The sequence below is a fragment of the Prochlorococcus sp. MIT 1306 genome (assembly GCF_047304515.1).
GTDB classification, from domain to species: Bacteria; Cyanobacteriota; Cyanobacteriia; order PCC-6307; family Cyanobiaceae; genus Prochlorococcus; species Prochlorococcus marinus_D.
The window spans coordinates 960,786-987,059 of the sequence record NZ_CP138959.1 but is presented as its reverse complement, the minus strand read 5'-3'; the positions used below and the strand labels follow the sequence as shown (position 1 = coordinate 987,059).

22 protein-coding genes and 1 tRNA gene are annotated in these 26,274 nt (G+C 47.2%); 15 read left to right on the top strand and 8 right to left on the bottom strand.

Annotated features, from left to right (window positions below; genetic code table 11):
• The first annotated feature begins 2 nt into the window (after positions 1-2).
• On the top strand, positions 3-2,054 hold the full coding sequence (locus tag SIB74_RS05085) for a ribonuclease catalytic domain-containing protein (protein ID WP_063395906.1): 2,052 nt from the start codon (positions 3-5) through the stop codon (positions 2,052-2,054).
• Positions 2,055-2,099: 45 nt separating this feature from the next.
• Here SIB74_RS05085 and SIB74_RS05080 read toward each other — a convergent pair whose 3' ends face one another.
• Positions 2,100-3,911, bottom strand: a complete 1,812-nt coding sequence (locus tag SIB74_RS05080) for an FAD-dependent oxidoreductase (RefSeq protein WP_063395907.1) — start codon at positions 3,909-3,911, stop codon at positions 2,100-2,102.
• A 699-nt stretch (positions 3,912-4,610) separates the two neighbouring features.
• Here SIB74_RS05080 and metG point away from each other — a divergent pair.
• Together metG and lptC are read left to right on the top strand one after the other, a co-directional pair.
• Entirely contained in the window at positions 4,611-6,155 is a 1,545-nt protein-coding gene (gene metG, locus SIB74_RS05075; RefSeq protein WP_063396022.1) for a methionine--tRNA ligase, read from the top strand.
• Positions 6,155-7,339 (top strand): LPS export ABC transporter periplasmic protein LptC, encoded by a 1,185-nt coding sequence (gene lptC / locus SIB74_RS05070; protein WP_063395908.1) that lies wholly within the window; start codon positions 6,155-6,157, stop codon positions 7,337-7,339. The genes metG and lptC overlap by 1 nt, the downstream gene beginning before the upstream one ends.
• On the opposite strand, the gene SIB74_RS05065 is transcribed toward lptC, so the two are convergent.
• Positions 7,311-7,934: a cofactor assembly of complex C subunit B gene (locus SIB74_RS05065; RefSeq protein ID WP_063396023.1), complete on the bottom strand. Its 624-nt coding sequence runs from the start codon at positions 7,932-7,934 to the stop codon at positions 7,311-7,313. The two genes, lptC and SIB74_RS05065, sit on opposite strands and share 29 nt — an antisense overlap.
• A gap of 17 nt (positions 7,935-7,951) precedes the next feature.
• On the opposite strand from SIB74_RS05065, the gene SIB74_RS05060 reads away from it, so the two are divergent.
• From SIB74_RS05060 to SIB74_RS05025, 8 genes are all read left to right on the top strand, one after another.
• The gene (locus SIB74_RS05060) at positions 7,952-8,410 is read left to right on the top strand and encodes a tellurite resistance TerB family protein (RefSeq protein ID WP_082818484.1); all 459 of its coding nucleotides are present in this window, start codon (positions 7,952-7,954) and stop codon (positions 8,408-8,410) included.
• Between the two features lie 33 nt (positions 8,411-8,443).
• The gene (gene psb32, locus SIB74_RS05055) at positions 8,444-9,127 is read left to right on the top strand and encodes a photosystem II repair protein Psb32 (protein WP_063395909.1); all 684 of its coding nucleotides are present in this window, start codon (positions 8,444-8,446) and stop codon (positions 9,125-9,127) included.
• 10 nt (positions 9,128-9,137) lie between these two features.
• A complete protein-coding gene (gene pxcA, locus SIB74_RS05050) occupies positions 9,138-10,286 on the top strand; it encodes a proton extrusion protein PcxA (protein WP_063395910.1) in 1,149 nt (382 codons plus the stop codon).
• Entirely contained in the window at positions 10,273-10,833 is a 561-nt protein-coding gene (locus tag SIB74_RS05045) for a bifunctional adenosylcobinamide kinase/adenosylcobinamide-phosphate guanylyltransferase (RefSeq protein ID WP_063395911.1), read from the top strand. Before pxcA ends, SIB74_RS05045 begins: the two co-directional genes overlap by 14 nt.
• Entirely contained in the window at positions 10,830-11,330 is a 501-nt protein-coding gene (locus SIB74_RS05040; RefSeq protein ID WP_063395912.1) for a tRNA (cytidine(34)-2'-O)-methyltransferase, read from the top strand. Before SIB74_RS05045 ends, SIB74_RS05040 begins: the two co-directional genes overlap by 4 nt.
• Positions 11,331-11,449: 119 nt before the next feature.
• The gene (locus SIB74_RS05035) at positions 11,450-12,451 is read left to right on the top strand and encodes a M23 family metallopeptidase (RefSeq protein ID WP_063395913.1); all 1,002 of its coding nucleotides are present in this window, start codon (positions 11,450-11,452) and stop codon (positions 12,449-12,451) included.
• A gap of 38 nt (positions 12,452-12,489) precedes the next feature.
• Positions 12,490-12,563 (top strand) — tRNA-Met (locus SIB74_RS05030).
• Between the two features lie 687 nt (positions 12,564-13,250).
• Positions 13,251-14,324, top strand: coding sequence for a peptidoglycan DD-metalloendopeptidase family protein (locus tag SIB74_RS05025; RefSeq protein ID WP_063396025.1), 1,074 nt, complete (start codon positions 13,251-13,253; stop codon positions 14,322-14,324).
• A 352-nt stretch (positions 14,325-14,676) separates the two neighbouring features.
• Here SIB74_RS05025 and SIB74_RS05020 read toward each other — a convergent pair whose 3' ends face one another.
• Positions 14,677-14,970 (bottom strand): hypothetical protein, encoded by a 294-nt coding sequence (locus tag SIB74_RS05020; RefSeq protein WP_063395915.1) that lies wholly within the window; start codon positions 14,968-14,970, stop codon positions 14,677-14,679.
• A gap of 170 nt (positions 14,971-15,140) precedes the next feature.
• Here SIB74_RS05020 and SIB74_RS05015 point away from each other — a divergent pair, with 170 nt between their 5' ends.
• Positions 15,141-15,743 (top strand): peroxiredoxin, encoded by a 603-nt coding sequence (locus SIB74_RS05015; protein ID WP_063395916.1) that lies wholly within the window; start codon positions 15,141-15,143, stop codon positions 15,741-15,743.
• A 22-nt stretch (positions 15,744-15,765) separates the two neighbouring features.
• Here the strand turns inward: SIB74_RS05015 and SIB74_RS05010 are convergent, their stop codons facing one another.
• Both SIB74_RS05010 and ftsH read right to left on the bottom strand, forming a co-directional pair.
• Positions 15,766-18,528: a UPF0182 family protein gene (locus tag SIB74_RS05010; RefSeq protein WP_231906078.1), complete on the bottom strand. Its 2,763-nt coding sequence runs from the start codon at positions 18,526-18,528 to the stop codon at positions 15,766-15,768.
• A gap of 122 nt (positions 18,529-18,650) precedes the next feature.
• Positions 18,651-20,510: an ATP-dependent zinc metalloprotease FtsH gene (gene ftsH, locus SIB74_RS05005; RefSeq protein WP_063395918.1), complete on the bottom strand. Its 1,860-nt coding sequence runs from the start codon at positions 20,508-20,510 to the stop codon at positions 18,651-18,653.
• 86 nt (positions 20,511-20,596) lie between these two features.
• On the opposite strand from ftsH, the gene rpmF reads away from it, so the two are divergent.
• A complete protein-coding gene (gene rpmF / locus SIB74_RS05000; RefSeq protein ID WP_063395919.1) occupies positions 20,597-20,773 on the top strand; it encodes a 50S ribosomal protein L32 in 177 nt (58 codons plus the stop codon).
• On the opposite strand, the gene SIB74_RS04995 is transcribed toward rpmF, so the two are convergent.
• The 3 genes from SIB74_RS04995 to SIB74_RS04985 are packed head-to-tail and all read right to left on the bottom strand — an operon-like array spanning position 20,746 to position 22,848.
• Positions 20,746-21,795 carry a hypothetical protein gene (locus SIB74_RS04995; protein ID WP_063395920.1) on the bottom strand — a complete coding sequence of 350 codons (1,050 nt, stop codon included), beginning with the start codon at positions 21,793-21,795 and terminating at the stop codon, positions 20,746-20,748. The genes rpmF and SIB74_RS04995 overlap by 28 nt on opposite strands.
• On the bottom strand, positions 21,758-22,093 hold the full coding sequence (locus tag SIB74_RS04990) for a DUF565 domain-containing protein (protein WP_011130137.1): 336 nt from the start codon (positions 22,091-22,093) through the stop codon (positions 21,758-21,760). Before SIB74_RS04990 ends, SIB74_RS04995 begins: the two co-directional genes overlap by 38 nt.
• A complete protein-coding gene (locus SIB74_RS04985; protein ID WP_063395921.1) occupies positions 22,090-22,848 on the bottom strand; it encodes an HAD-IA family hydrolase in 759 nt (252 codons plus the stop codon). Before SIB74_RS04985 ends, SIB74_RS04990 begins: the two co-directional genes overlap by 4 nt.
• A gap of 69 nt (positions 22,849-22,917) precedes the next feature.
• Between SIB74_RS04985 and recJ the strand changes: the two genes are divergently transcribed.
• Positions 22,918-24,816 carry a single-stranded-DNA-specific exonuclease RecJ gene (recJ, locus tag SIB74_RS04980; protein WP_063395922.1) on the top strand — a complete coding sequence of 633 codons (1,899 nt, stop codon included), beginning with the start codon at positions 22,918-22,920 and terminating at the stop codon, positions 24,814-24,816.
• Entirely contained in the window at positions 24,813-26,180 is a 1,368-nt protein-coding gene (locus SIB74_RS04975; protein WP_063395923.1) for a chloride channel protein, read from the top strand. The genes recJ and SIB74_RS04975 overlap by 4 nt, the downstream gene beginning before the upstream one ends.
• Positions 26,181-26,274 lie beyond the last annotated feature (94 nt).

The window sequence follows — 26,274 nt, the reverse complement described above, 5'->3', positions numbered from 1 at the left end:
CTTTGACGCCTTCTCTACAGCAAGGTGATTTAGTTGGCTTTGTTTTAAAAGGTCAACCACAAATTGGCCTGCTAACTTCCTTGAAGGGCAGCCGAGCAATCGTAAGCGTTGCAGGAACACGGCGAGAACAACAGCTGGCCAGTCGAGAGCTGTCCGTTCTAAAGCAAAAACACAACATGGTAGAGCTGGAGACATCTCTACCCACAATGAGTGAGGTCCGTAACCTTAGTCTTAATTCACGCGATTTAATTGCTGGTTGGCGATTGCTCGAAGGCGAAAGGCGTAAAAGTAAGACTTCACCAACAGCACTCAAAATTACAGAACTAGCTGATTTACTCCTTCATAAAAAGGATCCTATCCATCTCGCAGCATTGTGGTTTTGGCTTAATAGCCACCAACCTTTATTTCGAGTTCGACGTGACCACATGGTTGAAGCACGTCAACTTATTGATCTGCGCCGCATCCGCCAGCTGCGCCGCAAGCAACAATCTCGAGTGCAGCAACGCCTAGATTCTCTTGCATTGCTGATAGCAGATACACCTCTGAGCAAAGATCAGTGGCAGGATTTACCCTCGGATCTTCAGTTAACTATCAACCGTTTAATCGAGTTGGCTGACGGTCCAGAGGATGCTTTTTTAACAGATGAACAAGCTCTTGAGCTGATTAAAGATTTAAAGTTGGGTCGATCGCTGAGCGACCTCCGTTATTGGTTGATCAAGAAAGGCTGGCGCGATCCACACGATCTAACAACTCTCAAAGGCAGTATCTGGACAAAAAGCTTTGAAGGGAGTGTACAAGCTCAAGCGGACCAATTACTCAATAAGTTTGAGCAACTATCGTTCGCAAGCGATGATAGTCGTCTTGATTTGAGTGATTTAAGAACCTACACCCTCGACGATCATCAAACTCAGGAAATTGATGATGCAATCTCTTTGCAGTGTGTTGATCAAGACAACTGGATTTGGATCCATATCGCCGATCCGGCCAGACTTATTCCTGTTGACAGCCCCTTAGATCTTGAGGCTCGTGCAAGAGCAACCAGCCTCTACTTGGCTGATGGCCTAAGACCAATGCTGCCATTGAGTGTTGCCGCTGAACTTCTCAGTCTTAAAGCTGGCCGTCGCTGTGCAGCGTTGAGTGTTGCTGTGGTTCTAGACCAATCAGGATGTATAGCCGACACTCGTGTTTGTCGCACTTGGATTCGCCCCTGCTATCGACTCACTTATGAGGATGGGGATGAATTGATTGAGCTTGCGCCTCCTGGCGATGAAGATCTTTCAACACTCGCAAGCCTGCTCAAAAAACGTCAATTATGGCGTGCGCGACAAGGTGCACTGCTGCTTGAACAATCTGAAGGGCGATTCAAAGTCAAGGATGATCAGCCTGAGCTTCATGTTGTTGAGTCAACTCCAGCCAGACGGTTAGTAAGCGAAGCCATGATCCTGATGGGTACTGTTATTGCTGAATTTGGAAAGCGTCAAAACCTTGCTCTGCCCTATCGCAGCCAGCCTCCAACTCAACTACCCAGTGCAACTGACTTATCACAGTTGATTGAAGGACCTGTCCGACATGCCGCGATCAAGCGTTGCCTTAGCCGAGGTGTCCTTGGTACTCGTCCGATGGCTCATTTCAGTCTTGGCCTCTCTGCCTACGTACAAGCCAGTTCGCCGATCCGTCGCTATGCAGATTTACTTGCCCATCGACAGGTGGTGGCTCACTTAGGAGGCTCAGTTCCATTAAGCGAGCACGCTCTCATGGTGCAGTTGGATGCACTTGAAGACCCTCTTCGCCAAGCACAGCAAATCCAACGCGAAGACCAGCGACACTGGCAAAAGGTGTGGTTTTTAAAACATCGCCATGAACAATGGCCAGCCCTATTTCTGCGCTGGTTGAGGCCACATGATCAGATTGCACTTGTGCATGTGGAATGCCTGGCTATGGATCTTGCCTGCAAGCTCTACGGTTTGATCGACCCTAGTCCAGGTCTTGCATTGATCATGACAGTTCTTGCAATTGATCCGTTGACTGATCAAATTGAGTTGGTCGCCAAGTAGCTTCTCAAAGCAAAGAAACAAAAAACAAACTACCAAAAGCTGCTATTAATCTAAAATGCGAATCAACCTCAGCCATGGTCCCCATGGATTAGCAACTGCTAGTAGGTGTACATTCTGCTGGTCTTCACATGATTCCAGCCACCGCTTTAATGCCGGCTCCAGTGTTATTAATCGCCAGGATTTAAACTTGGTGTCAAGAGAGAATGTCTGATCAGAATGAATACGAAGGGAGCCTGAAAACTTTTTCACATGTTTATTGAGTGGTGTTTGATCTGGTAGTGGCATTTCTCCTACATTTGCTTTAAGATTAAAACCTTCAATCACGCTATGGTTGCTGAGGCACTCTGGTTGCGCCAAAACAAATTTCTGTGCATTACGCCAGTGAGGATGCCATGCAGGCCAATCCCAAATTGGAACAATAGCGGCTGGGGCATAAATATCATGCAATAGTTCATGCTGTATGTCTGAAATATCAACTTCTGCTGGTTGAAGCCTCTTTTTCAAGGCTATAGCTGCTGCCATTCCAGCAGCCTGGCCAAGATTGAAAATCATTGGCTGTAATCGAGTTGCACCATTGGCTATATGACTCACACTAAAAGCCTTATCAGCTATCAGAATATTCTCCACTTCGCTACTCAGTAGAGCCCCGTAAGGAATGCAGAATGGAGTACCTGTCCATCTCCCACCCCATCTACAACTTTTTGAGGCTAAGGGCCAATCTTTACCAGGATAATGATGATCATTAGCGTAAGTCCCTACAGCAATACTGGTGCAACGTCCCTGTTTATCTAAAGGGATTGGTCCTCGGGCTGCACCAGAGGCTAATGGCAGAAGATCTCCTTCCACTAAGGTGTATTGACCTTTAAGGCGTCGACCTTCTCGCCAATAGGGCATCAATGCCAGGCTTTGATTGATCCCTGGAAACACCTTGCCAGGCTTAAGCCAACCCTCACTAACTGTTTGAAGAGCTTGTAGGAATGACAAGCTATATAGCTGCATTTCTGCAGCAAGCTGGTTTTTAATTTTGACGTCTGAGCTGCGTATACGCTCCAAGCCTTTATGCCAGTCGTTTCCATGAAGGGGCCAGTTGAGCATTACTAAACCGCCTGGAAGGCGGCCATAGGTAACGGTGCGCTCAAAACCAAACGCCTCAGTTGCAGCTTCGAATGGTCGAGGCAAGCACCCTGGTGATGAAGGTGATTGTGCATGTTGATCGAGTTGACCCATCACAACCCAAGTAGGGGATTGAACAGGCTGGCTGGCAAAGAATGGATCGCAATTCAATTGTTTTGCAGAAGGGGCGCTTGGCTCATTCCAGAGTTCTTGTGATTCCCAACCCCAACGGTGTGAAATGTCTGCGAGTGAAAAGCTGTCGCCTAAATCACTTCCATCAATGAATAAGTCGAAGCGCAGTTGATGCTGTCGCCCTTCAAGCTCCAGCTCAAGCAAAACAAGGCGATCCCCCTCACGTAACAGTGATTTGAGCTGAACGTCAGACCACCATTCGAGATTGGGGAGATCGACAACCCAGCTCCGCAAAACCTCTTCTGCGCGAGCGGGATTAAAACCAAAGCAACTCACCCAGTTCTGATCCAGTCCATCCTGTTCAACTTTGGCGATGTCTTGAAGGAAGGCCCCCCACAAGCCTGTCTGCCAGCAACTGAGTTCATGGCCGTCTGGAGCCGAAACGCCTGCTGCACTGACCATTCCACCAAGCCACGCGCCTGGTGTTAACAGAAGAGTTCTAATTCCATGTCGAGCAGCTTGTACGGCTGAGGCGACGCCTCCTGTGCCTCCACCCCAGACCACCAAGGGCACCTGCGTAGTGGAACAAGTTTTGGTCGCAGACACTGTCATCCCAAAACATAATCATCTTTGCCAGAAAGCAATTGAGCTTCATAACAAAGGTTGCTTAAACAACGCTGGCGAGGCGCAACAAATTGTTCATAGAGGCGATTTGACTTGATCATCGTCGAAATAAGAACAATCTCCAGCCCAACATTCTGCTGTCACTCTCAAAAGAACATTGCCCCCACTCTCATGTGCCCGATGAATTTGGCGATAAGGGGGGCATCAGGATCAAATTATCAAGCCAGTGCCAGATGGAAGCTAAAGGTCGAAGGTCTTGATCACTTTCACCAGGCCAAGACTGAGAACATCTGAATATCAAGCGCTGCTGCCAAAACCTTAACCATAGTAAGTTCTTCTGTTTTGATATGGCCATATCTACCATTGGCTCCCACAATCGTTGTACGCAGAATCTCTGCGGACTGAATCGGTGCCGCCGCAAAGTTCTTGACGAGTTTTTTGTATCGTGTGCTGCTTGAGAATCCCAGTCAAGGGGTGCATCCGGCTGCATCTCAGCTAGGTTTTCAGCAAGTCGTTGAGGCTTGAGGAGGGCAAAATTTCCGTCGGCTTGATCTAGCTGTTGATAAACACAACGCTAGGGAGGCATGGCTTGGTCTGAGAGATGACGGCAGACGATCAATAAGCTGAAATGAATTGTTCTGGTTAGGATCCGGCCGCTCTGCGCAGCAGCAGAAACTCCCCACAATGATGACCTATACCATTACGACCCCTCTTTACTACGTCAATGACAAGCCCCATCTAGGCAGCCTGTACACGACCATGGCCAGTGATGCACTGGCTCGTTTCCAGAGACTAGAAGGTAAGCAGGTCATGTTTGTTACAGGTGTCGATGAACACGGCCAGAAAATTCAACGCACAGCAGAAGTCAATAACATCAGCCCCCAACAACATTGTGATCAGATCACAAGGAGTTATCAAAATCTATGGTCTCGCTGGGATATTTCAAATGATCGCTTTATTCGTACAACAAGCCACCGCCATCAGTTACTGGTCGAGGCTTTTTTTCAACGTGTAGAGACCTCCGGCGATGTGTATCTTGGTCGGCAGCAGGGTTGGTATTGCGTCGATTGTGAAGAATACAAGGACGAACCTCCGCAAGCCCAGTCACCCTCCTGCCCTATTCATCAGAAGCCTCTTGAATGGAGGGATGAGGAGAACCTTTTTTTCAGACTTTCTCGTTTCCAATCACAAATCGAAGATCTAATTTCACAGCCAGATTTCATCTGGCCAGTCAGTCGCCGGAATGAAATACAGAATTTTGTAGCTCAGGGTCTTAGGGATTTTTCAATTTCAAGAGTTGATGTTGATTGGGGCTTACCAGTACCTGGTTATCCAAAACACACCTTTTATGTCTGGTTTGATGCTCTTGTAGGCTATTTGAGTGCTCTTTTAGATGATGGTGGCCAGGTTCGAATAGAACGTCTTGAGGAGTGTGGATGGCCTGCCTCAGTACATTTAATTGGCAAGGATATCCTCCGTTTTCATGCAGTCTACTGGCCCGCAATGCTGAGCTCAGCAGGCTTACCCTTGCCAAAACAAGTTTTTGGCCACGGCTTTCTCACTCGTGAAGGTCAAAAGATGGGTAAATCACTAGGGAATGTACTTGATCCAGAGAAACTGCTTGAAGTGTGTGGTGAAGATGCTGTTCGATGGTATTTATTGCGTGACATCCAGTTCGGTCATGATGGTGATTTTCAGCAGAAAAGATTCATGGATTTAGTCAATAACGACTTGGCAAATACAATCGGAAATCTGCTGAACCGAACTTCGACTATGGCAAGAAAATGGTTTGAAGGATCTGTCCCTTCACATCGCAATGAAATAGATTATGCTCATCCCTTAGTGACCACTGCTGAAACAACTATTACCATCGTACGTCAATCAATGCCATCCATGGCTTTTCATGATGCAGCTGAGGCGATCCTTAAATTGGCTATTGCAGCCAACGTCTACCTCAATGAGACTGCACCTTGGAGTCGAATGAAGACGCCTGGTAATGAAGCCGAAGTGGCTGATGATCTTTACTCAGTTTTGGAGGCATGCCGACTTGTAGGACTATTAATTAATCCTCTTGTACCTTCTCTAAGCGAACGCTTGCTCAACCAATTAGGACTAAGTATTGATGGCAATGACTGGTCTAACAGTTTAGCTTGGGGACAATTGCAAAGTGGAGCTTTATTGCCACCCTCTCAACCTGTAATGCAAAGACTAGAACTCTCTTCTTCCCTCTAATGCGATTCAACCTTCTACCATCACGTCATCTTGGCAGTCTGCTGCTGATCTTATCGATGGTGGGATGTCAGGATTCCCCATCACCACAGAAGAAATCATCAGTTCCTTTTGTATTTAAATCTCTAGAACTTCGCCACAAGCAAGCTGATGGTTCACGAGACTGGGACCTAAACAGCCCCTTAGCTCGCTATGAATTAGGCAGCAGAGTTGTAAGGGCTCGCGACCCAGAGGGTGTTCTGTACAAAGATAACAAACCATCATTTAAAATTAGGGCCCAGGCTGCCACAGTTGTAAATGATGGTGAGACTGTGCTGCTTGAAGGAAATGTAAATGTTCAGCAGCTTACAGGAGAAAAAGTATTGATTACTGGTGATCGTTTGCGTTGGACACCTGAGGAATCGAAGATGGTGATTGAGCAACGACCCCAAGCTCTTGATAACATTTCAAGAATTAGTGCCAAGATAGTATTGTTTCAACAGTTAACCCAAGAAATTGTATTTAAAGGTCCAACAAAATTTGAACGTTGGAAAAAACAACGCAAAGACAGTAATGAACCCTCCATTGTGATCCGAGGACGCAATGGCCTTTGGAATCTAGACAGCGGTAACCTTAATGCTATGGGACCAATCCTTGGCCACCGAATTGTAAGTAACAGTGATATTCCACAGCAACTTACAGCCACAAGGTTGCAAGGAAACACGAAGAAGGGTTACCTCGATCTAATCAAGCCTGTTACACTTACCATTCCAGAACAAAAAGCAAGTTTACTTGCACAGACCACGCGCTGGAAATTTAATAGCGAAAAGATTGAAAGCAATAAGCCTTTCACTGCAACTCAGGAAACATCAACCTATCGCGGAGATAGTTTTAAAGTTGATCTTGCCCGTACAGAAGTAGAAATTCCTCAGAAATGTGAACTCAGTCAACCTGGCGAACAACTCAGGGCTGAAAAATGTATTTGGAATTGGAGCACGGAGGAGGTTCAGGCAATTGGCGATGTAATCTTGAAGCGAGAAGAAAATAATCAGATTACTCGAAGTGATAAACTAGAAGGACGCATTGGAGATGAGGGAAAAGTGTCTTTCTCGTCATCTGGTTCTAAAGTGAGATCACAATTAACAATTGAAGAAGCTAAGGAAAAATCGATCCTTTCCTCTAAGTCCTCTCCTCCAGTTCAGTTCTAAGACGTTGCGACCATCCAATCAACCAGAGTTCATCTGAACGACTAAAACATCGCTCGGAACATCCACCCAGGACAACCCAACCATTTGATGCTAATGGATACACCATAACAGCAGGTAAATTCTCAACAATTGGATTAAATTCGATTCTTCCAGGAAACAGTGATGTGTTAACCAATGAAATCAATTCGCCTCGATCTCTGGCCTGGTTACAGATCTCACCTGGAACGAAATTACCATTACCACTAATTCCTCGACGTATAAGAACTTGATTATTCCAATACACTAGGATCACTGCCGCTGGGGTTGCTGTGAGTAATAAATGACTTCCCCAGGCAAGTTCTTTTTGTAATACATCATTCAATCCATCTACTAATTCGAATGTCTGATTTCCCTCAAGGATCTGCTTGCTGGGAGCCATCGGGCTCGCTTGTGTCCATAACACTGCCATAAGCATCAATCCGACGGCGGCAACGCCAGCCAGGACCTCAGCACGCTGAAAGCTCGGCGTAACAAGCTCCACTGTTAAAGCATTGAATACAGCCAAAGACAGGGTCAACAGCCCGGCGAGCAGGGAAATACGAGCAACTGGTCGCATCGAACGAAACAAAAATGATGTCAGATGCACGCACTCTTGCTCAAATGGGTTGTGTTGTTCCAGCTTTCATGACCGATGCTGAAGCCTTTGCAGCAGTCGCCCTCGCCGCCGTTTCTTGTGACGGGGTCTTCGGTCGCGACGAAGCCCATGCCCTTCGTCGGCAACTTGAATTCAGATACCCCTATCGGGAGCGTTCGGAAGCAGCTATGGGCGAGCTCTTTGATCAACTCCTAAGCCTGTTGCGTCAGGAGGGTGTAGATGGACTGATTAGCAAAGCATTACCTGCCCTATCTTCGCTCCAACAGGAAAGTGCCTTGGCAGTCGCCGCCCAGTTAGTCCATTCAGATCGAGAGGTCTATACGGAGGAAGCTGCTTTCCTGGAGGATCTAGCTTGCAAGCTTGACTTACCTTCTGATCGAGCAAGGATTGTGATTCAAGCAATTTCTGCTCTAAATCGAGACAGCTTGCTCAGCTGACGGCAGACTGCATTATGAGCTGTTGTTGAACTGATGCCTGTTCTGAGGTCAAGCCGCATTCTCGGTGTTCTGATCAGCATCCTCCTGGGTCTGATTCTCCTTGTACCAGGAGCCTTTGCCATAACAACAGATGATTTTCCTGTTGCAAGGCCTGAAGGCCATGTTGTCGATTCTGCTGATGTCCTCAGCAGAGTGTCTCGTTCTCAGATTGAAGGACGTCTTGTTGAGCTCGGAAACGAAAGACTTGATGCTCGCTTGATTACTCTTCGTAAACTTGATTATGGTGTTTCCCTTTCCAACTTCGGCAGTTCTCTGATCGATCGATGGTCCACAAACGCTGGTGAAAAAGAGCTGCCCTTGCTAGTGATGTTGATAGATGCACAAACCAAGCAAACTGTTGTCTTGGCAGATACAAGTTTAAGAAGCACATTACCGGACGCCCTTTTGCAGAGCACTGGCCGTACGACAATGAATAAGCCGGTGGTGGGAGGAGAGCGCTACCAGCAAGCATCCTTTGATGCAATTGCTCGCTTACAAGTAGTATTGGATGGAGGGGAGGACCCAGGACCTCCTATAGAAACGTTTAGCGCAATTAAGCAAACCAATATCCCATCACAAGAACAAACACAAAGTAGTAATGCAACCCTAGTGGTCGTTGTCTTGATGGTTGTCGGCACCATCGTTCCGATGGCCACTTGGTGGGTGTTCTCTCGCTGAGTCAATCACCATGACGCTTAGGGACTGGATGAGAACATTTGGGGAAGCTCGATCGATAGACATCAATAATGACCTTGAACGTGGTTACGAAGCAGCACTTCTGATCCAGACACTTGAGCTTGAATACTACGGCGATCGGCCTATAAGACCCAACCTGCAACTTTCTGTTCCTCGATCATTACAGTCAACCATATTACGTAAATTTCATACGGCCGTAAATATCTGTCGTTTAACGTTTGAAGCTATTAAGCCTAATATCAGCCAACTCGATAGTCAGGAATATAGAAAATTTCAGTTAATAGAGACGATTGTCAATCGCTATGCCCCGAAGCGTTCGTCAAGAGCAACGTCTATGAGCAGGGAACCCGACCCTCTTCCAAGATCTCTTCTTGGTTTAGTTGATAAGGTGCGTCGACAGCTTGATCCAACATCCGAGGCGACATTGGTTGCAGGTTTTCGCCGTCGTCGCGATTCAACTCTGATCTCACTAAAGATCATCTTGCTGCTAATTCTGGTGCCGTTACTTGTGCAACAGATGAGCCGAACTTATCTCATTACCCCGGCGATTGACTACTTAGCCCCAGAGCTTCCATTCCTGAGTTATCCCAAACCACAACTGGAAGAACAGGCGGTTGAAAAACTAAGAGTATTTAAGGCAGAGATAGAGTTTGATGCGCTACTCAAAGGTGATTCAATTCCCAGCCAAGACGAACTACAGAAGGCTCTGGCAATAAAAGCGAGTCAACTTAAAGATGAAGCTGATAAAGAAAGCACACATGCAGCAAAGAATGTCTTAGCAGATATCGCAGCACTGATTGCTTTTGCTTTTGTTTGTATAATTAATCGGGAAGAGTTGAGAGTTCTCAGAGGGTTCCTAGACGAAGCAGTTTACGGCTTAAGTGACTCTGCAAAGGCATTCGCAATCATTCTTTTTACAGATATGTTTGTAGGGTTCCACAGTCCCGAAGGATGGCAGGTATTATTGCAGGGAATTGCAAATCATTTTGGATTTCCAGCTCGAGAAAATTTCATACTTTTATTCATTGCCACCTTCCCTGTGATACTTGCAACCATCTTTAAGTACTGGATTTTCCGTTATCTCAATCGCGTCTCTCCCTCTTCTGTTGCAACCCTACGCGGAATGAATGGTAGTAGCTAACACTATTCCTAAACTTAATGGCCTTACCCTAGTTTCAGGCCCAAGCAGAGGTGGAAAGAGTCGATGGGCTGAACACTTGGTCAAACAATTCAAGTCTGTAACTTATATCGCCACCTCGCCTACAAGAGCTGGCGACCTGAATTGGGAGCAAAGGCTTGAACAACACCGTAATCGTCGACCAAAACATTGGTCAGTGATTGAATCTGGACCAGACCTTAAAAAGGCAATCATTCAAATGCCAAGATCAGATGTTGTTTTAATTGAAGCGTTAGGTGGTTTTGTTACATGGCACCTCGACCAACCTTCGAGCTATTGGAGAGTCCTGAAGACCGATCTACTGCAAACGATTAAACAACACGATGCATCCATCGTGATTGTCATTGAGGAAACTGGCTGGGGTGTTGTACCCAGTACATCCAATGGAGGTCTTTTTAGAGATCGTCTTGGGAAGCTATCTCAGGAACTGGAACCGTTGGCATCAAACAGCTGGCTTGTCATACAGGGTCGAGCATTGAATCTCAAACAGCTTGGTATTGCGGTGCCATGAGCGATCCAAGTGAAATCTCACCATTACGCGTAGCTTTATACGAACCACGGATTCCACCCAATACAGGGAATATCGCCAGGACCTGTGCGGCCTTCCGCATACCACTAGATCTGATTGAACCTCTTGGGTTCAGCCTTGATGATCGCTATTTACGTAGAGCAGGACTTGATTACTGGCCTCACGTTGCTTTGTCAGTTCATTCTGACCTGGATACATTTCGCAAGTGCCTGCCATTAAATCATCGACTGATCGGTTGCAGCAGATTTGGAGGAATCCCCCTCCGTTCGATGCGTTTCCAAACCGGAGATGTTTTGCTTTTCGGCCGTGAGGACACCGGGCTTCCCACCAAAATCCGTCAGCAGTGTGATGAGATCACGACAATTCCCATGCCTGGAGCAGCAAGTGAACAGGGGCAGGGCGGCGTAAGGAGCCTCAACCTTTCTGTGGCTTGCGCCATCGTGAGCTTTGAGGCTGGCCAGCAACTGGGGCTGTGGTGAGTAAACCGAACCAAGCTTGCTTCTGCCCCCCCTTGCCTAATCGAGGTGAGATCAGCTAACTTCTCCCGGACTCCGGCCAAGTTCGGCTTGATAGGGGTTTTGAACATCGACTTTATTGAATGAAGCCCCTGTTGTTGCTTATCTCTTCCTTTGCAGCACCAGTGCTTGCTTTAGGGAATCTTGGGTCCTTGCCTGGCTATGCAGATAGTGCTGTACAGGAGAAGGTCAAGATCTCAAGCACAACCTCACAGCAACTGATATGGATAAAAGTTGCCCTACCAGTAACCATAGAACAATTAGCAGGCAAACTTGGGCTGAAAGCGACTGAACTGTCAAAACTCAATAAAAAGTCATCCAATACAGAACTAACCAAAGGTAGTTGGATTGTTTTGCCAAGATCTGCTCACCACCAATTGAGGCGTATCAGTTACCTAGATTCTGAGCAGGTGTTGTTGCATAACCCTCGTAACAGTAAAAACCTACTAAATAACAATCGATTAAGTCGACTGCTTGATGAAACTAAGAAAAAAAACACGTTGTATTCGTTGAATGATCACAATAAGAATACAAATCGGGTACAGAACCAAACAAAAGTAAGTAGCAACAACATCCTTAAGAAGGAGTGCTCCCTTGAGTCTCCATGCAATTGCCCCACCTGCTTAGATGTTGAATCACCAGAGAGCACAGTAGATCTGTTCACCAGACGTAATGACATGCTTCAGCTAGGAAGCATTGATTCTGATTCCTACATATGGCCTACTAAAGGTGTTTTCACATCTGGTTTCGGATGGAGGTGGGGGAGAATGCATCAAGGTATCGATATCGCAAATAAAGTGGGCACTCCCGTTTTTGCAGCAAAAGACGGAATAGTCACCTATGCCGGATGGAGGGGGGCCTACGGCTACCTCGTAGAAATTGCACATGGTGGCGGCTCCACAACTCGCTATGCCCATAACAATCAGATTTTGGTGCGCAGTGGTCAGTTCATACCGCAAGGAGCAACGATCTCGAAGATGGGCAGCACAGGTCGGAGCACTGGTCCACATCTCCATTTTGAGATCAGAAAGAAGGGTGGCTTAGCAATGAATCCAGTCACGTTGCTTCCATCGAATAAGGTCTGACCAGAGAGAGGTCCATCGTTTATTGTTATTAACGACAAGGCTCGGTAGCTCAGCTGGTTAGAGCGTGGGATTCATAACCCCAAGGTCGGGAGTTCAAGTCTCCCCCGAGCCATTTTATCTTTTCTAGTAAAAGACCTTCCGCAATTGATTTATTGTGCAGTTGTATCTAAAAGCTAAGTATAACTTTAGATGAAATCTCAATCTCAATAATTTCCTCTGACACACATTTGCTCGGCTAACGAATCGGACTTATACCTTGTTCAAATAAACCAATGAGCCTTCACCACAACAAATCAAATCAGACCAAATAACAAACGGAACATCATTCCGAAAGCGTAAGCGGAAATCAAAGGTAATTCGAAAGTGAATCGAGGTAAATATAAGCAAAGTTGTCGACAATATCTAGATCTATCTGACGTCGAGTGAAAAAGATATCAACCTCCGGCAAGAGCTGATTAGCCAGATTTGAGGCTCTTGGCCATTGTTTTCGCCTCAACAATATTTTCAGAAGCACACTCACCTTAACGAAAATATCAATGGCTTTGTCCTGACAAAGGAAACAGGCGACAGCAACGACGACTGCCTGTGAGTAGAAACACCTACGTAGCATTGATTTGCCCCAGGGATTAATCGCGTTTCTCTCAGTTTTACCCTTGCGGGAATATTTCTAGCTTTCCCATGAGATCAAATCATGAAAGCCAATCAAGCACCCCTTGCGGATCTCTAATTCAAACGTTAACTTTCGCGCGCACTCCTCAAGGCTGAATGTCTAAGGGGTATATCACGTTGATTGGCCTCCATGAACTCGCTGCCGTTGCTGATCTCAACCATCGCCGCGCCAGTACTTGCACTCGGGACACTCAACCACCTGCCTGGTGAAGCCAGTAAATATCATCATCCCGCCTCCCATCCATTACCACCACCTGTTCTCCCTCAGCCTGATGGACAGATATGGGTCAAAATCAACAAACCAGCAACGATTAAATTCATTGCTCATCAGCTTGGCGTCTCTTGGTCTGAGATTTCAGCGCTCAATGATCATTCATCAGCAAACAGGCTGATGGCCGGCAGTTGGATTGTTTTACCTGTGTCAGCTATGGCTCGGTTGCAGCAGTCCAAGTCTTTAGACATAACAACAGTCAGCCACAAACAGCCGCCAGTGACCCCCCCGGCTCCACCCGCAAGCTTGGTCAAAATACAAAGCGGAGACTCTATTGCATCAATTGCCAAGCAGCATGGACAAACACATCAGAGGATTCGTCAGCTAAATCCAGGTCTTGAATTCAATCAACTCACAGTGGGTAGGAAAATTCGAGTTGCCAAGGCAACGCGTCCTCAGAAGACGACTTTAACGACAAGTCTTGGCAGTAACAACCTTCAATCCCTTTCTCTACTCACTGATGGTGGTGGATGGATAGATCTAGATGACACGAACTCTTATATTTGGCCCACAAAAGGTGTAATCACTTCAGGCTATGGCTGGCGTTGGGGAAGAATGCATCAAGGTATTGACATAGCGAATAAGGTCAATACACCTATCCTTTCGGCAAAAGGCGGCATTGTTTCCTATGTGGGCTGGAAAGGAGCTTACGGATATCTTGTAGAAATAGCACATGCAAACGGGGATTCAACTCGTTATGCTCACAACAATCGACTACTTGTTAAAAAAGGGCAGATTGTGCCCCAAGGAGCCACAATCGCAACAATGGGGAGCACAGGACGTAGCACTGGGCCTCACCTACACTTTGAGATAAGGAAGAAGAGTGGTACAGCAATCAATCCAGCAAACCTCCTGCCCTCAAAAATAGTAACAACAGCGCCCACTTTTCACTATTGCTATCATCACAAATCCTTCCACGAACATCATGTATGATTAGATATATAATGCCTTTATGAGACCATTTAGCCTGTTTTTACTAGGTCGTTATGGATACGCAAGCGATTACAAGTCTGTTGTTGCAAGTATGTATTCTTGCAAAAGATAGGTTCATACAATGTTAATCAAATAGCGACAACATTCGTTTCGCATGATTAGATAATCCGGGATTAACGAAATTCTTTTTTTCTCATTTTTAATCACTATTAGGAGCCGATGTAAAAGCTAGCTAAAACCATAGTTTACTTGCTCTGAGGAAGGCAATTGCTTCTCCTCTAACATTATCATGAATCTATTAATTTGTATCGGTATTTATTACAGTGATCTTAACTAGTTCACAATCTAAACTCTAACGCATCTCAATTGCATCAAGCCTTTGTCGAAATGAACTCTGGTTCTCTTTCGCTTCTGCAACCTGTGTTTTATCGCTTTGGGATACCTCAGGCGTGTAGGGGCGTCTATTGCCTCGCTGGCTCCCAGATCGAATCGGCATCGCCTGCAGGGTTAGCTTTCTGGTGTTGGAGTCGCGAATTAGTGGTTGGACCTTAAGTTCAGACCTAAGTTGATTGAGTAGTCGAAAATGGCCTGTGCAACTGAATTTACGTAGCAAGGCTTGGTCCCAGGATGTTGTTTGTTTGAGCATGTAAGAAGTTTAGATGATTCCCGTCTGAGCCATATTGATACGCTTAGGCCTAGCGATCAAAACACGCATGGCATGATAAATTTGAGAAGCCAACTAGAAGTCATATCGACTTCAGTATAGCTCTGATTAAGCACATCTCTTGCAGAGCCATCAACTCTTAACTCTCCATCATGACGACCAACGAATGCCTACGGGTGGGTCAGCAGGCCCCAGACTTCAGCGCTACAGCTGTTGTTGATCAAGAGTTTAAGGAAATAAGCCTTTCCCAGTACAGGGGTAAGTATGTGGTTTTATTCTTTTATCCTTTAGATTTCACTTTTGTATGCCCAACAGAAATTACAGCATTTAGTGATCGGTACACTGATTTCTCAAGCCGAAACACGGAGGTATTAGGTGTTTCAGTTGACAGTCAATTCAGCCATCTTGCATGGATCCAGACATCACGTAAGGAGGGAGGGCTTGGTGACATCAACTATCCACTAATAGCTGATCTCAAGAAAGAGATATCTACAGCCTATAACGTTTTAGATGATGCTGCTGGAGTAGCCCTACGTGGTTTGTTTATCATTGACCCAGATGGAGTAATAATGCATTCAACAATCAACAACCTTCCAGTAGGAAGGAACGTGGATGAGACATTACGTGTACTGCAGGCCTTTCAGTATGTACAGTCACATCCAGATGAGGTATGTCCAGCTAATTGGACACCAGGAGAAAAAACAATGAAACCAGACCCAGTTGGAAGTAAGGAGTTCTTCTCCTCAATAAATTAATCATTAATCTATCAATACATCATTAATTTGATTGATCTGCTGCCTTAATTGGTGGCAGATCAATTCTATTTAAATACACTCCTTTTTTGCTTGATCCATCAACCAAGGCCCTTAGGCCTTCGCCGAGATCCTCACCCATAGCAATCCTTTTGCCATCACTAACTACTACCCTGGTAAGGGTTGGTAAACCACCTTGACGTGCCCTTAGGTAAACAGGTTCTACATAAAGAAGGGCCTTGCCTAGTGGTACAACAAGAAGGTTCCCTTGCACAACTTCAGATCCAGCACGATCCCAAAGACCAAACTGTTGACTGATCTGAGGATCCTGATTGATAAGCGCCTGAATCTGTTCAGGGCCGAAGATTGGTGTTTGACTTGGGAAACGTAGCAACACTAATTTTCCATAATGATCACCATCACTTCGAGCAGCGAGCCACGCAGAAAGATTGGGGCGAGCAAGTGGTGTTAGTGGTTGTAATAATAGAAATTCCGAACTTTCTTGATTACCTAATTGTGCAGTGATGTGATATGGATCAACAGGAACCTGCCGCTTACCATAGAGTTCCTTTGGAACCTGCCAAACATCATCACCGCTATAAAATATACGAGGATCAGTAACGTGGTATCTAAGTAATTGCTGTACCTGTACATTAAACAAATCTGTAGGGACCTTAAGATGCTCTCGTAAGCTTGAAGGCATCTCCTCAAGCGGTTTAAAAAGATCTGGAAATAATCGCTGCCAACCTAATATTATCGGATCCCGCGGTTCGCTCACATACAATTGAACACGACCACTGTATGCATCAACAATAGCTTTGACTGAGTTACGTAAATATCTCAACGGGCGACCATCTGGTAGGTTTGCTGCGTAGGGATATGTGCGTGAGCTTGTATAAGCTTCAACAATCCAATATTGATTTTGCTTAGCTTCATAATCAAAATCTCTAGAATCAACAGATGTAGAGACCAAATATGGATCACCAATAACTTCAAGGAATGGCGCTATTGCACTCACTCTTTGTCTCACTTCTCGCCTAATAAGAAGCTTGGAATTAATCGTTAGCGACCCTGTATTAAGAAGACGGGGTTCAAAAAGGTACATAGCTGCTGCTAATTGTTGCCAGGGATGACCCACAGGCACACCTCCTGATCCTAAATAGTGATTGTAGATATTCTTATCACCTACTGGATAATCTAGTTCTTTTAGTTTGCTAGGAGCAAGAGCATAAGGAGAGGGAAGCATTCCAAAATAGAGAGCTGCTCGCCCAATAGGAACTGCCTCTTTGACATCTTCACGAGTAATGCCTAGCTCAGTACTACCTTCAAGACGTGTTGAGGTTCCTAGATCACTTATAAAATAGTCTGGTAGACCATCGGGTGCTCTTGTATTGACTGGACTGAGAGTAAAGCCATATCCATGCGTGAAAACAAAATGACGATTCAACCAAGTACGTGAACGTTTTGGAAGTGCAGCCTGATCAAGTTCGCGTGCTGTGATCATGACCTGTTGCCGGTTCGCCTTGTCAGGCACAAAGCGATAACGATCTACCGCCGCATTTGAAAAGCGATAGTAAACCCTCAATTGCTGTAATTGACGATTGGTTGCCAAGAGAGGCTGGCTGTCCCATAGACGAATATTCCTTAGGGTGCTTGCACCTTGTTCAAGATCAAGTTGAGTTAACTGAGGTTGAGGATTAATAAGTGTAGTCGTAATCGAGTCAAGCTGAAATGCTTTCCTTGTGGCCTTAATTGCTCGAATGATGTAAGGGGTTTCTAGTTTCAGTTCTCTAGGTTTGACGACCATCCACTGGACAAAAGGAGCCAAAAGCATTTCGAGAATAATTGCTCCTACGCCAATAATTGAAGCGATTAATCTCCATAGACGTCTTTGTTTTATCCATGGAAATGGAATCACCAGAAATGCGAGAACCAAAATGGACAAGCTCGCCAAACTTCGTAGAGGAAGTATCAGGTGAGTATCCAACCAACCAGCTCCGGCTACCGTACCGTTCTGCGTCCACAGAAGTTCATGACGTGACAACCATAAAAGTGCTGAAAGTATTAAAAGTATGATGCCAATTAATGGCCTCATAACATCACACTGTCTAGGCGATAAACCTTTGAAAACCCAATCCGAAAGAGATTCAGGCTGGGCTAACTTCATCCATATTGTCGTACTCGTTGTTAAGACTAGTTGGGCCAATAGAACAACCAAGGCAAAGGCAAGTGCTGGAAATTGGCCGAGCCCAAAACTCACATCAGCTCCCAGTAGTGGTTCTTTAATACCTGTAGGAGGGATAGCAAGGGCGAGTGACCATAGTCCCCAGCCTCTAGCGATGGAGAGACTGAAGCAAAAACAACCCATCAAATGAGCAATCCTTCCCCCTCGGGCATTGCCAAGCATCAAGCAAATTGAGATGAATACACAGGACAGCGGAATCACCACCGCCCAAATGTCTTCAAAAGGTTCACTCCACCAATGCCCAAGGACAAATGGTTGAAAACAAGCTAACCACGCCAATCGACTGAGTAATACAAGATCACCGACCACCACCACGAAGCAGCCAAGTAGCCCCAAGCCATAACGCCATCCATGCAGGGGAAGGGATGGCTCTGCCAAGTTGCTTGCACCTTCGAGTTTGATCCAGTTGCGCTGCCAAAGCTGACAAGTCGCTACAACCAGAAGGGCGAGGAGAAGTCCTCCCAATTGCCAGAGCCAACGGCGGAGAAGCATCCCTTGCCAATCAAATTGACCGAACCACAACCATTCGACTTGAACCCGCATCAACAACCAGAAAGCTGCGATAGAGAGCAAGAGCCAAAGCCACTGGCTCTTGAACCATTGCAAGGGTCGGGCGAAACCAGCCAAGCCCATCTACTCAATCAACACAGGCTAAGTCGTTCTAGTTACACGCCCACTGGCTGTGACTGATCAACAGTCAATCCAGCCAATTGCAGAAAACGTTCAGTATGGAGAGTTTCCTCCTGAATCAGAGCATCAACCAACAGATCCATCACTTCCCTTCTTGGCGAAAGCAAGTTAATTGCCTGCTCTAAGGCTTCAACCGCTAACGCTCGTATCTGCTCGTCTATGACTTTGCCAGTCGATTCCGCGTAGCTCGGGCGTGTATGGATCAAATCACGTCCTAGGAAAACCTCTGAGCCCTCTGTCTCCAAAGCGATAGGCCCAAGGCTCGAAAATCCGAACCGCGTCACCATCTCTCGAGCCAGATGCGCAACGCTCTGCAAGTCGCCACTTGCACCCTGGGTGATTTCATCGAGTCCAAAGACCACCAACTCTGCTGCCCGGCCGCCAAGGGCAACCACAAGCCTTGCGAAGAGATATCCCTTTGTGACCAAACCTGAATCAAGGATTTCCTCATCTGGCCAGAAACGAGTAAATCCGCCAACGCCTCCGCTACGGGGCAAAAGTGTGACCTTGTCAATACGGTCGGCATGAGGGGTTAAAGCTGCAACCAGGGCATGTCCAATCTCGTGATAGGCAATCAACCTCTTTTTTGCACTGTCTTGTAGAGGTGCTGCAGAGAGTCCCATCGTGATCCTTTCAAGCGCCGCTTCAAGCTGTTCAGTGCCAATCGATACTTTCTCCTGCCTTGCTGTGAGAATGGCAGCTTCGTTCAATAAGTTGGCAAGATCAGCCCCTGAGAAACCAGGCGTTCGACGTGCCCAATCCTGCAAACACACCTCCTCAGCAAGGGGTCTAGTTCGAGCATGAACAGCCAGGATTTCCTTACGGCCCCGACGATCAGGAAGGGAAACTTCAATACGACGATCAAAGCGTCCAGGCCGCATCAGTGCAGCATCAAGCACATCTGGCCGATTGGTAGCTGCAAGAAGAATGACGCCAGAATTATCTGCAAACCCATCCATTTCTGTCAGAAGCTGATTAAGAGTCTGTTCTCGTTCGTCATTTCCACCACCGATGCCAGCCCCTCGCTGTCGCCCCACAGCATCAATTTCATCTATAAACACGATGCACGGGGCTTTCTCTTTAGCTTTGCGGAATAGGTCCCTTACACGACTAGCGCCCACGCCAACAAATAATTCCACAAATTCAGAGGCGGCCATAGAGAAAAAAGGAACATCTGCCTCACCAGCAATTGCCTTGGCCAAGAGGGTTTTCCCTGTTCCAGGAGCACCCACTAGAAGAACACCCCTTGGGATAAGGGCGCCAAGCTTGATGAAGCTCTCAGGTTGCCGCAAGAAAGTAACCACCTCTTGCAGCTCCTCTTTCGCTTCTGTAATCCCCGCTACATCATCAAAGCGAATAGGTAGATCCTCTTGCGGTTTCAACCGAGGTTGACTACGTCCAAATCCCATTGCTCTGTTTGCGACTTGAGCAGAACGACGAAAAAGGAACGTCAAGCCAACAACAACCATCAAGATCAATACAAGATTGCCGGCCATTCCTGCAAATGCCTGTTCCTGACGAATGTCCTTCACCGTCAGAGAGGTATCAGCAGCCTCGGCAACTCGTAGGATTTGTTGGTAATTATCGAAGATCGCCACCTTCTCCTGGTGTCCATCCTTGAAAAGCACCACGACTTCTCGCCGAGCTGGTATCAACTCCAACGACTCAACCTTTTTCTCTTTGATCTGATTGAGCAGCTGGCTATAGCTGATTGAGGGTTTCTGCTTGAAGGGCGCAAATGATACAGCTTCAGATGAATGCTGAGACTGATCTGCTTCAAGAGATGAACGCTTCAGAGATGGCGACCCCTGGAGTGCCGATGGACCTGAACTCACAGCAACGTTGCGGTGTCCAGAGCCTAGCTATTTGACGCAAGGCCTTACTAAAGGGGAGGATTATCGTTTGGCTTTTCCTGCCTGAGATGGCTGTACCGAAGAAAAAAACCTCCAAAGGCAAACGTAATCAGCGTCATGCCATCTGGAAAGCTAAAGCCGCCACAGCGGCTCAACGCGCTCTATCAATCGGCAAATCGGTTCTAAGTGGTCGAGCACAAGGATTTGTTTATCCAATTCAAGAGTCTGATGATGATGAGTCTTGATATCCCCTCTGACCGACCCACATCAACTGGCGGGCAGGCGTAAGGGTAGCTACGACATCAGCCTCTATTCCATCGAGACAAGTTAAGGGAATAGAGGTAAGGATCATGCGCACAAAACCCTCAAACGATTCTTGATCAAGGCAAACACCACGATTTAGTTGCATCAAGCGCTCCTGGTTGGCTTTCCAAATTCGTGTAGAGCTTGGGTCGATTGCTTTCAGGTGCCAGAGAGTATCTAAACGTTCCCATATCGGCTCATAGCCGTTCAACGCCTCTTGGACAACAAGGCGATAATCATGTTCAAGCTTGTTGAGCGGTGGTACGAGCTGATCCGAAAATTGGTCTGCCTCTTCAAATTTGCAAGGTAAGCAACCAAGGATCCATCCTTCTATGACAAGTACCTTTGGATCAGAAAGGTGCCAGCCATCTCGATCACCTCGACCATGACGGAGCGCTTTGTCGAACATCGGTGCCTTTAAGTGACCAGTTGACTGCCATGTATCCAGAACACTGGCCAACAAATCGAGATCATGGCTGCCTGGAAGGGCTCTAGGCACTCTCCAGGGATTACCGCTCATGCTTCGATCGAGTTCAGGGAATGGCCAATAAAAATCATCCAATGAAATCACCTTGATCGGCCAACCCAGTTCTCCAGCAGCGGCTTCGAGCCAACAGCCAAGGCTCGTCTTTCCACAACCCGGAAGACCTGTAATACCAAGCAATGATCGATTGCTTTTGCCAAGACAAGCTTCCACAAGTGTGAGTAAAGGCAAACCAAGCCCCCAAATCCAATCGGTGCGGATAGATGGATGCCAGGAAGACCTTTTTAAGGTTATGCCGCCTCGGTTTTGCCAATGGATAAGCCAAGCTTGTGGATCAGGCCAACCCAACTGAACGAGTAACTGTTCAAGAGGTTGAATTGGAAAGAGAATCTGGGGGTCGGCAGGGTCAGACCAAGGCGTTAAAAATTTATTTTGATGGTGATCAAGAACCAAGCTTGAAGGCCTCGAGGACAACTGCATAAACCGCGCCAATCCTCAGGTTGTCCAAAGCCAACCAGTGCAACGGCCAAGGCTCAATCTCAACACGGCTACGCAAGAAGACCAATAGCTCAATGATCAAAACCATCACAATGACAACAAGCGGTCTCATATCAATCTTCTGCAGGTAATAGACAGTGAGGTTGCTCCCGAGATAAAAACCAAGCAACAAAGCGATGAGAGCAATGCTGCGTCGCCGCCATGATCCAAGCCAAGCTTGAGCAAAATGCCCCCACAGCTGACGCTGGAATCGTGCAAAGCGTGTGTTTTGTAGGCTCATGAAGGAGCCATAATGATGAGTCTTTGTAAGTACTCCAGCTTGACCTGTCCTTGAATACAAGGAGGGCCAACGAGCACCTTGCAGGGCAACTCTTTGTCACCAAGATGGTCGAACACCGCATTGGCTTGGTGAAACTGTGATTTGAGTTCCTGATCCCATGGGGATGGGGTGAGCAGGCATGGCAGATTCGCAGCTCTAGCGGCAGCAAGTCCAGCGGCAGAATCTTCGATCACTATCACCTCATTCTTTTTGAAACCACTGGCGCAAAGTGCATGCAGATAACCCTCTGGATGTGGCTTGCCGAGGTAAACATCCTCAGCGGTGATGCATCCCCTGAACGGTGAATCACCAGAAGGGAAACTCACCTCAAGTAAGGCGTTTACAGAGTCACGACCGCTTGCGGTTACCACCCATTGCTCCACTCCATTCAATTGGAGTTCCGTGAGAAGACGCCGCACACCAGGTCTCCAAGGGACGTGTCCAGTACGTATTCTTTCGATGTAGTGGTGTTGTTTACGCTTACGCAACTGAGCCAAAAACTCTTCATTGAACTCTTCTCCCAGACGCTCAGCATAGGTCTCTATACGTTTTCTCCCACCTTGTATTCGTAGAAGCTCAACGTATAGGAGTTGATCCCAGTACCAAGCAAGCCCGGCCTCAGCAAAGGCCGCATTGAAGGCCACACGATGACCTTCCATTTCTGTGTCAGCAAGGGTTCCATCAACGTCCCAGAACACTGAACAAAGCTTGTTCATGCCCAGCGGCAATTCAACTTCCTCACAGCTTGAAGCAGCGCTAAAAATGCAGAAGGTTGCCTGTGACCATTGTCATCATCCGAACATCCCTCCTGGAGCTGGCAGCTGCCGACGCCCATCACCTCTGATCCTCTGCCAGAAGTTCCTCTTCCTTTGCCTCTAAGAGCCGTACTGGTTCGCAGAGGCGTGCTGGATTCCTCTACAGCTACAACGATTCTGGAACCACCCAAACCACCAGATCCTTGCGATCACTTTCCTGATCTAGCGAAGGCCATTGTGCGTCTGCAGCGAGCCTGTCAAATAGCAGAATCAGTCGCCATCTGTGGTGACTACGACGCCGATGGGATGACCAGCACAGCCTTGCTAATGGTGACGTTGAAGTGTCTTGGCGCTCAACCAATAGCTGCGATCCCGAACCGAAAAAGTGAAGGCTATGGGCTCAATCGCGACATGGTGATAAGGCTTCATGAACAGGGAATTCGACTAATTGTCACCGTCGACAACGGTGTAACAGCCCAAGAGGCACTGCAACAGGCAGAAAATCTCTCTATGGAGGTGATCCTCACCGACCACCACACGCTCCCAGACTCACCTCTTAATGTGCTCTGCCTGCTTCATCCATCAGTAACACCTCAAGACTCACCCTACCGATGCCTGGCAGGCGTAGGTCTGGCATACCTGCTTGCTTCATCTCTTGCTGAAGAGATGGATTGCAAAGAAGCTATAGGGCCTGCAAGAGATTTATTCTGTATTGGAACAGTAGCGGATATGGCACCGCTCACTGGTGCAAATCGAGCCTTCTTGAGAGAAGGCCTGAACAATCTGCATCGAACCCGATGTAAAGGCCTTAGAGCTCTCCAACGACTGGCTGGTATAGAAGAACGTCCCCATAAAGCCGAAGACATCGGCTTCCAGCTAGCCCCAAGGATCAATGCCGTAGGGCGTCTAGGTGATCCGCAGCTCGTGGTGAAACTTTTGACTGTCGATAACGAAGACGAGGCCATGACCCTTGCTCGTCAATGTGACCAGCTCAACCGGCAGCGCAAGGATCTCTGTAATGCCATTGAGGCAGAAGCTATTGCCCTGGTTGAGGCCGAGGGTGCAACCCCTCCACCATTTTTGATGCTTGCTCAGAATCATTGGCACCATGGCGTGATCGGAATCGTGGCAGCTCGTCTAATGGAAAGATATTTTCGCCCAACTGCATTACTTGCTGGGGAGGGAGACGGACGTCTACGTGCCTCTGTACGTGCACCATCTGGGTTCGCTGTGAATGATGCTCTCAAGGCCTGTGCTGTTCATCTTGATCGCTTTGGTGGCCATGCAGCAGCAGGTGGTTTTACGATTCGAGCTGAAAAAGTAGGAGCACTGCATGAAGCATTAAATAAGCTGGCTAGCAATTGGCATGCAACTGTTGGTGGTGGGGTCTCTATTTCACCAGAAACACTTTTAAAGCTTCATGAGATCAACTTGGATCTATGGAATAGCCTTCAGCAACTAGAGCCCTTTGGCATTGGTCACCCAGCTCCACTGTTCTGGGCACGGAATTGTCTTGTTGTTGACCAGCACAGAATGCGTGGTGGTCACCTGCAACTAATTTTGGCCCAAGGTGACTGCCAGAGAAGGGCAATTGCGTGGCGATGGATAAGCGAAGCCCAAGTTCCTGAACGGATTGACATAGCATTCCGGATCAACATGAACCACTGGCAAGGGGAGGACCGCCTGCAGATGGAGGTTGTCACCCTACGAGCATATTGCCCTGAAATCAACCTTCATCGCAAAGATAAAACCTATCGCTGCCTTATCGACAAAGAAGGTGAAATAGTACTAGTTAATCCTAAAGGTGAGGTTCTAAAAGCCATCTTTTCAAGCAATGGAAAGCTTAAATGCACTGACAGTCGAGCTAGACATCCTTACATTCATAACCTGATCGAAGAGGGATTAATAGGTCTGGGACTTCGCCCATGAGTCTTGATCTACGACGGCTCGAACAATTAATCCCAGGAGTGATTGGAAGAAAACAATCTGAGATTATTCAGCTCTTACAACATCTTTTATGTCTTTTGATTATTGGCCTGCTAATCGGCCTTGCATGCCTGCCACTCAACCTGATTGATGGAATTCAAAAGTCTCTATTTCAGCAGTTACCAGCAACAACAGGAAGTGCCTGGCGGCCCATTGGTCTGATATTGGCACTTTTGCCGATAGGAGTGATGCCAATCCTCTTGTTACTGCAGCGGGGGCCATGGCGAGATGCAGCTGGCTCTGGGATACCCCAGACGATGAATGCTCTTGAAGATCACTCACAGCTAGCCCCTGCTCTCGCTGCACCTAGAACGATTCAACGTGGCCTTCTCTGGACTATTGCAACGGTTGCTCTGTTCCCGCTTGGACGGGAAGGGCCAGTTGTACATGTAGGAGCAGCTGTTGCACGTGCAATTCACAAACGTTTTAAGCGTTGGCTCCCTTCAGTGAATGAGCGTCAGATTGTCGCTATTGGTGGCGGTGCCGGACTTGCAGGAGGTTTCAATACGCCTCTACTAGCACCAATATTCATGATTGAGGAACTCACAACTGAATATTCCCTCACTTTGATTTGGCCTGCTCTTGTGATTGGAATCTCCGCGGCTTGGTTTAGCAGCGTTGGCGGAGAACCAATCTTTGGTCTTGGCATGATCAATGTGATGGCTCCAGAATCCGAGCAGCTCTTAATTGCTATTCCAATTGGGATTTTGGCTGGGCTTGTGGGGGGATTCTTTAATCGAGGCCTTGTCTGGTGCTCTTCATTTCTTGAACCATGGGTACGTCAACGACCAATCCGCACTGGGCTTTTGCTTGGAATATGCCTAAGCACCTTGGCTCTAACCAGCTGGGGGACAAGCACAGGTGATGGAGAGGGGCTTCTGCAATTGTTGATTCAAGAAGGCATGCCGAACCATTTCCCTGATGGTGGCTCTATTTCACAAGGAATAACGTCTATATGGATCACCTTGGTTCGCGTCTTGGCTCCGATGATTGCACTTTCACCTGGTGTACCTGGAGGCCTTATTGACCCTTCACTTGCGTTTGGAGGCCTCCTCGGTTACACATTCTGTGCATTGGTTGGTTCAAGCACTCATCTCGGCCTAGCGCTTGGAATGGCTGCTGGTTTGGCTGGTGCCACACAGCTTCCCCTTGTCTCGATTGTGTTCGCCTGGAGACTAGTTGGCGATCAGCAACTTTTTGCAGGTGTGATTCTTTGTTCTGTGCTGGCCGCCTACATAGGACGTTTGGTGGCACGTAAGCCCGTCTATCACGCTCTTGCCGAACTTCAAAGACCTAATCGGTTTTGATAAAAGCATAGAAATATAATTGCTGGACCGGCTAGGGCGACTGCGCCAAGTGGCCCAAAGATCTCGAGAATGCGGATGGCAGTGTCCATAGCGA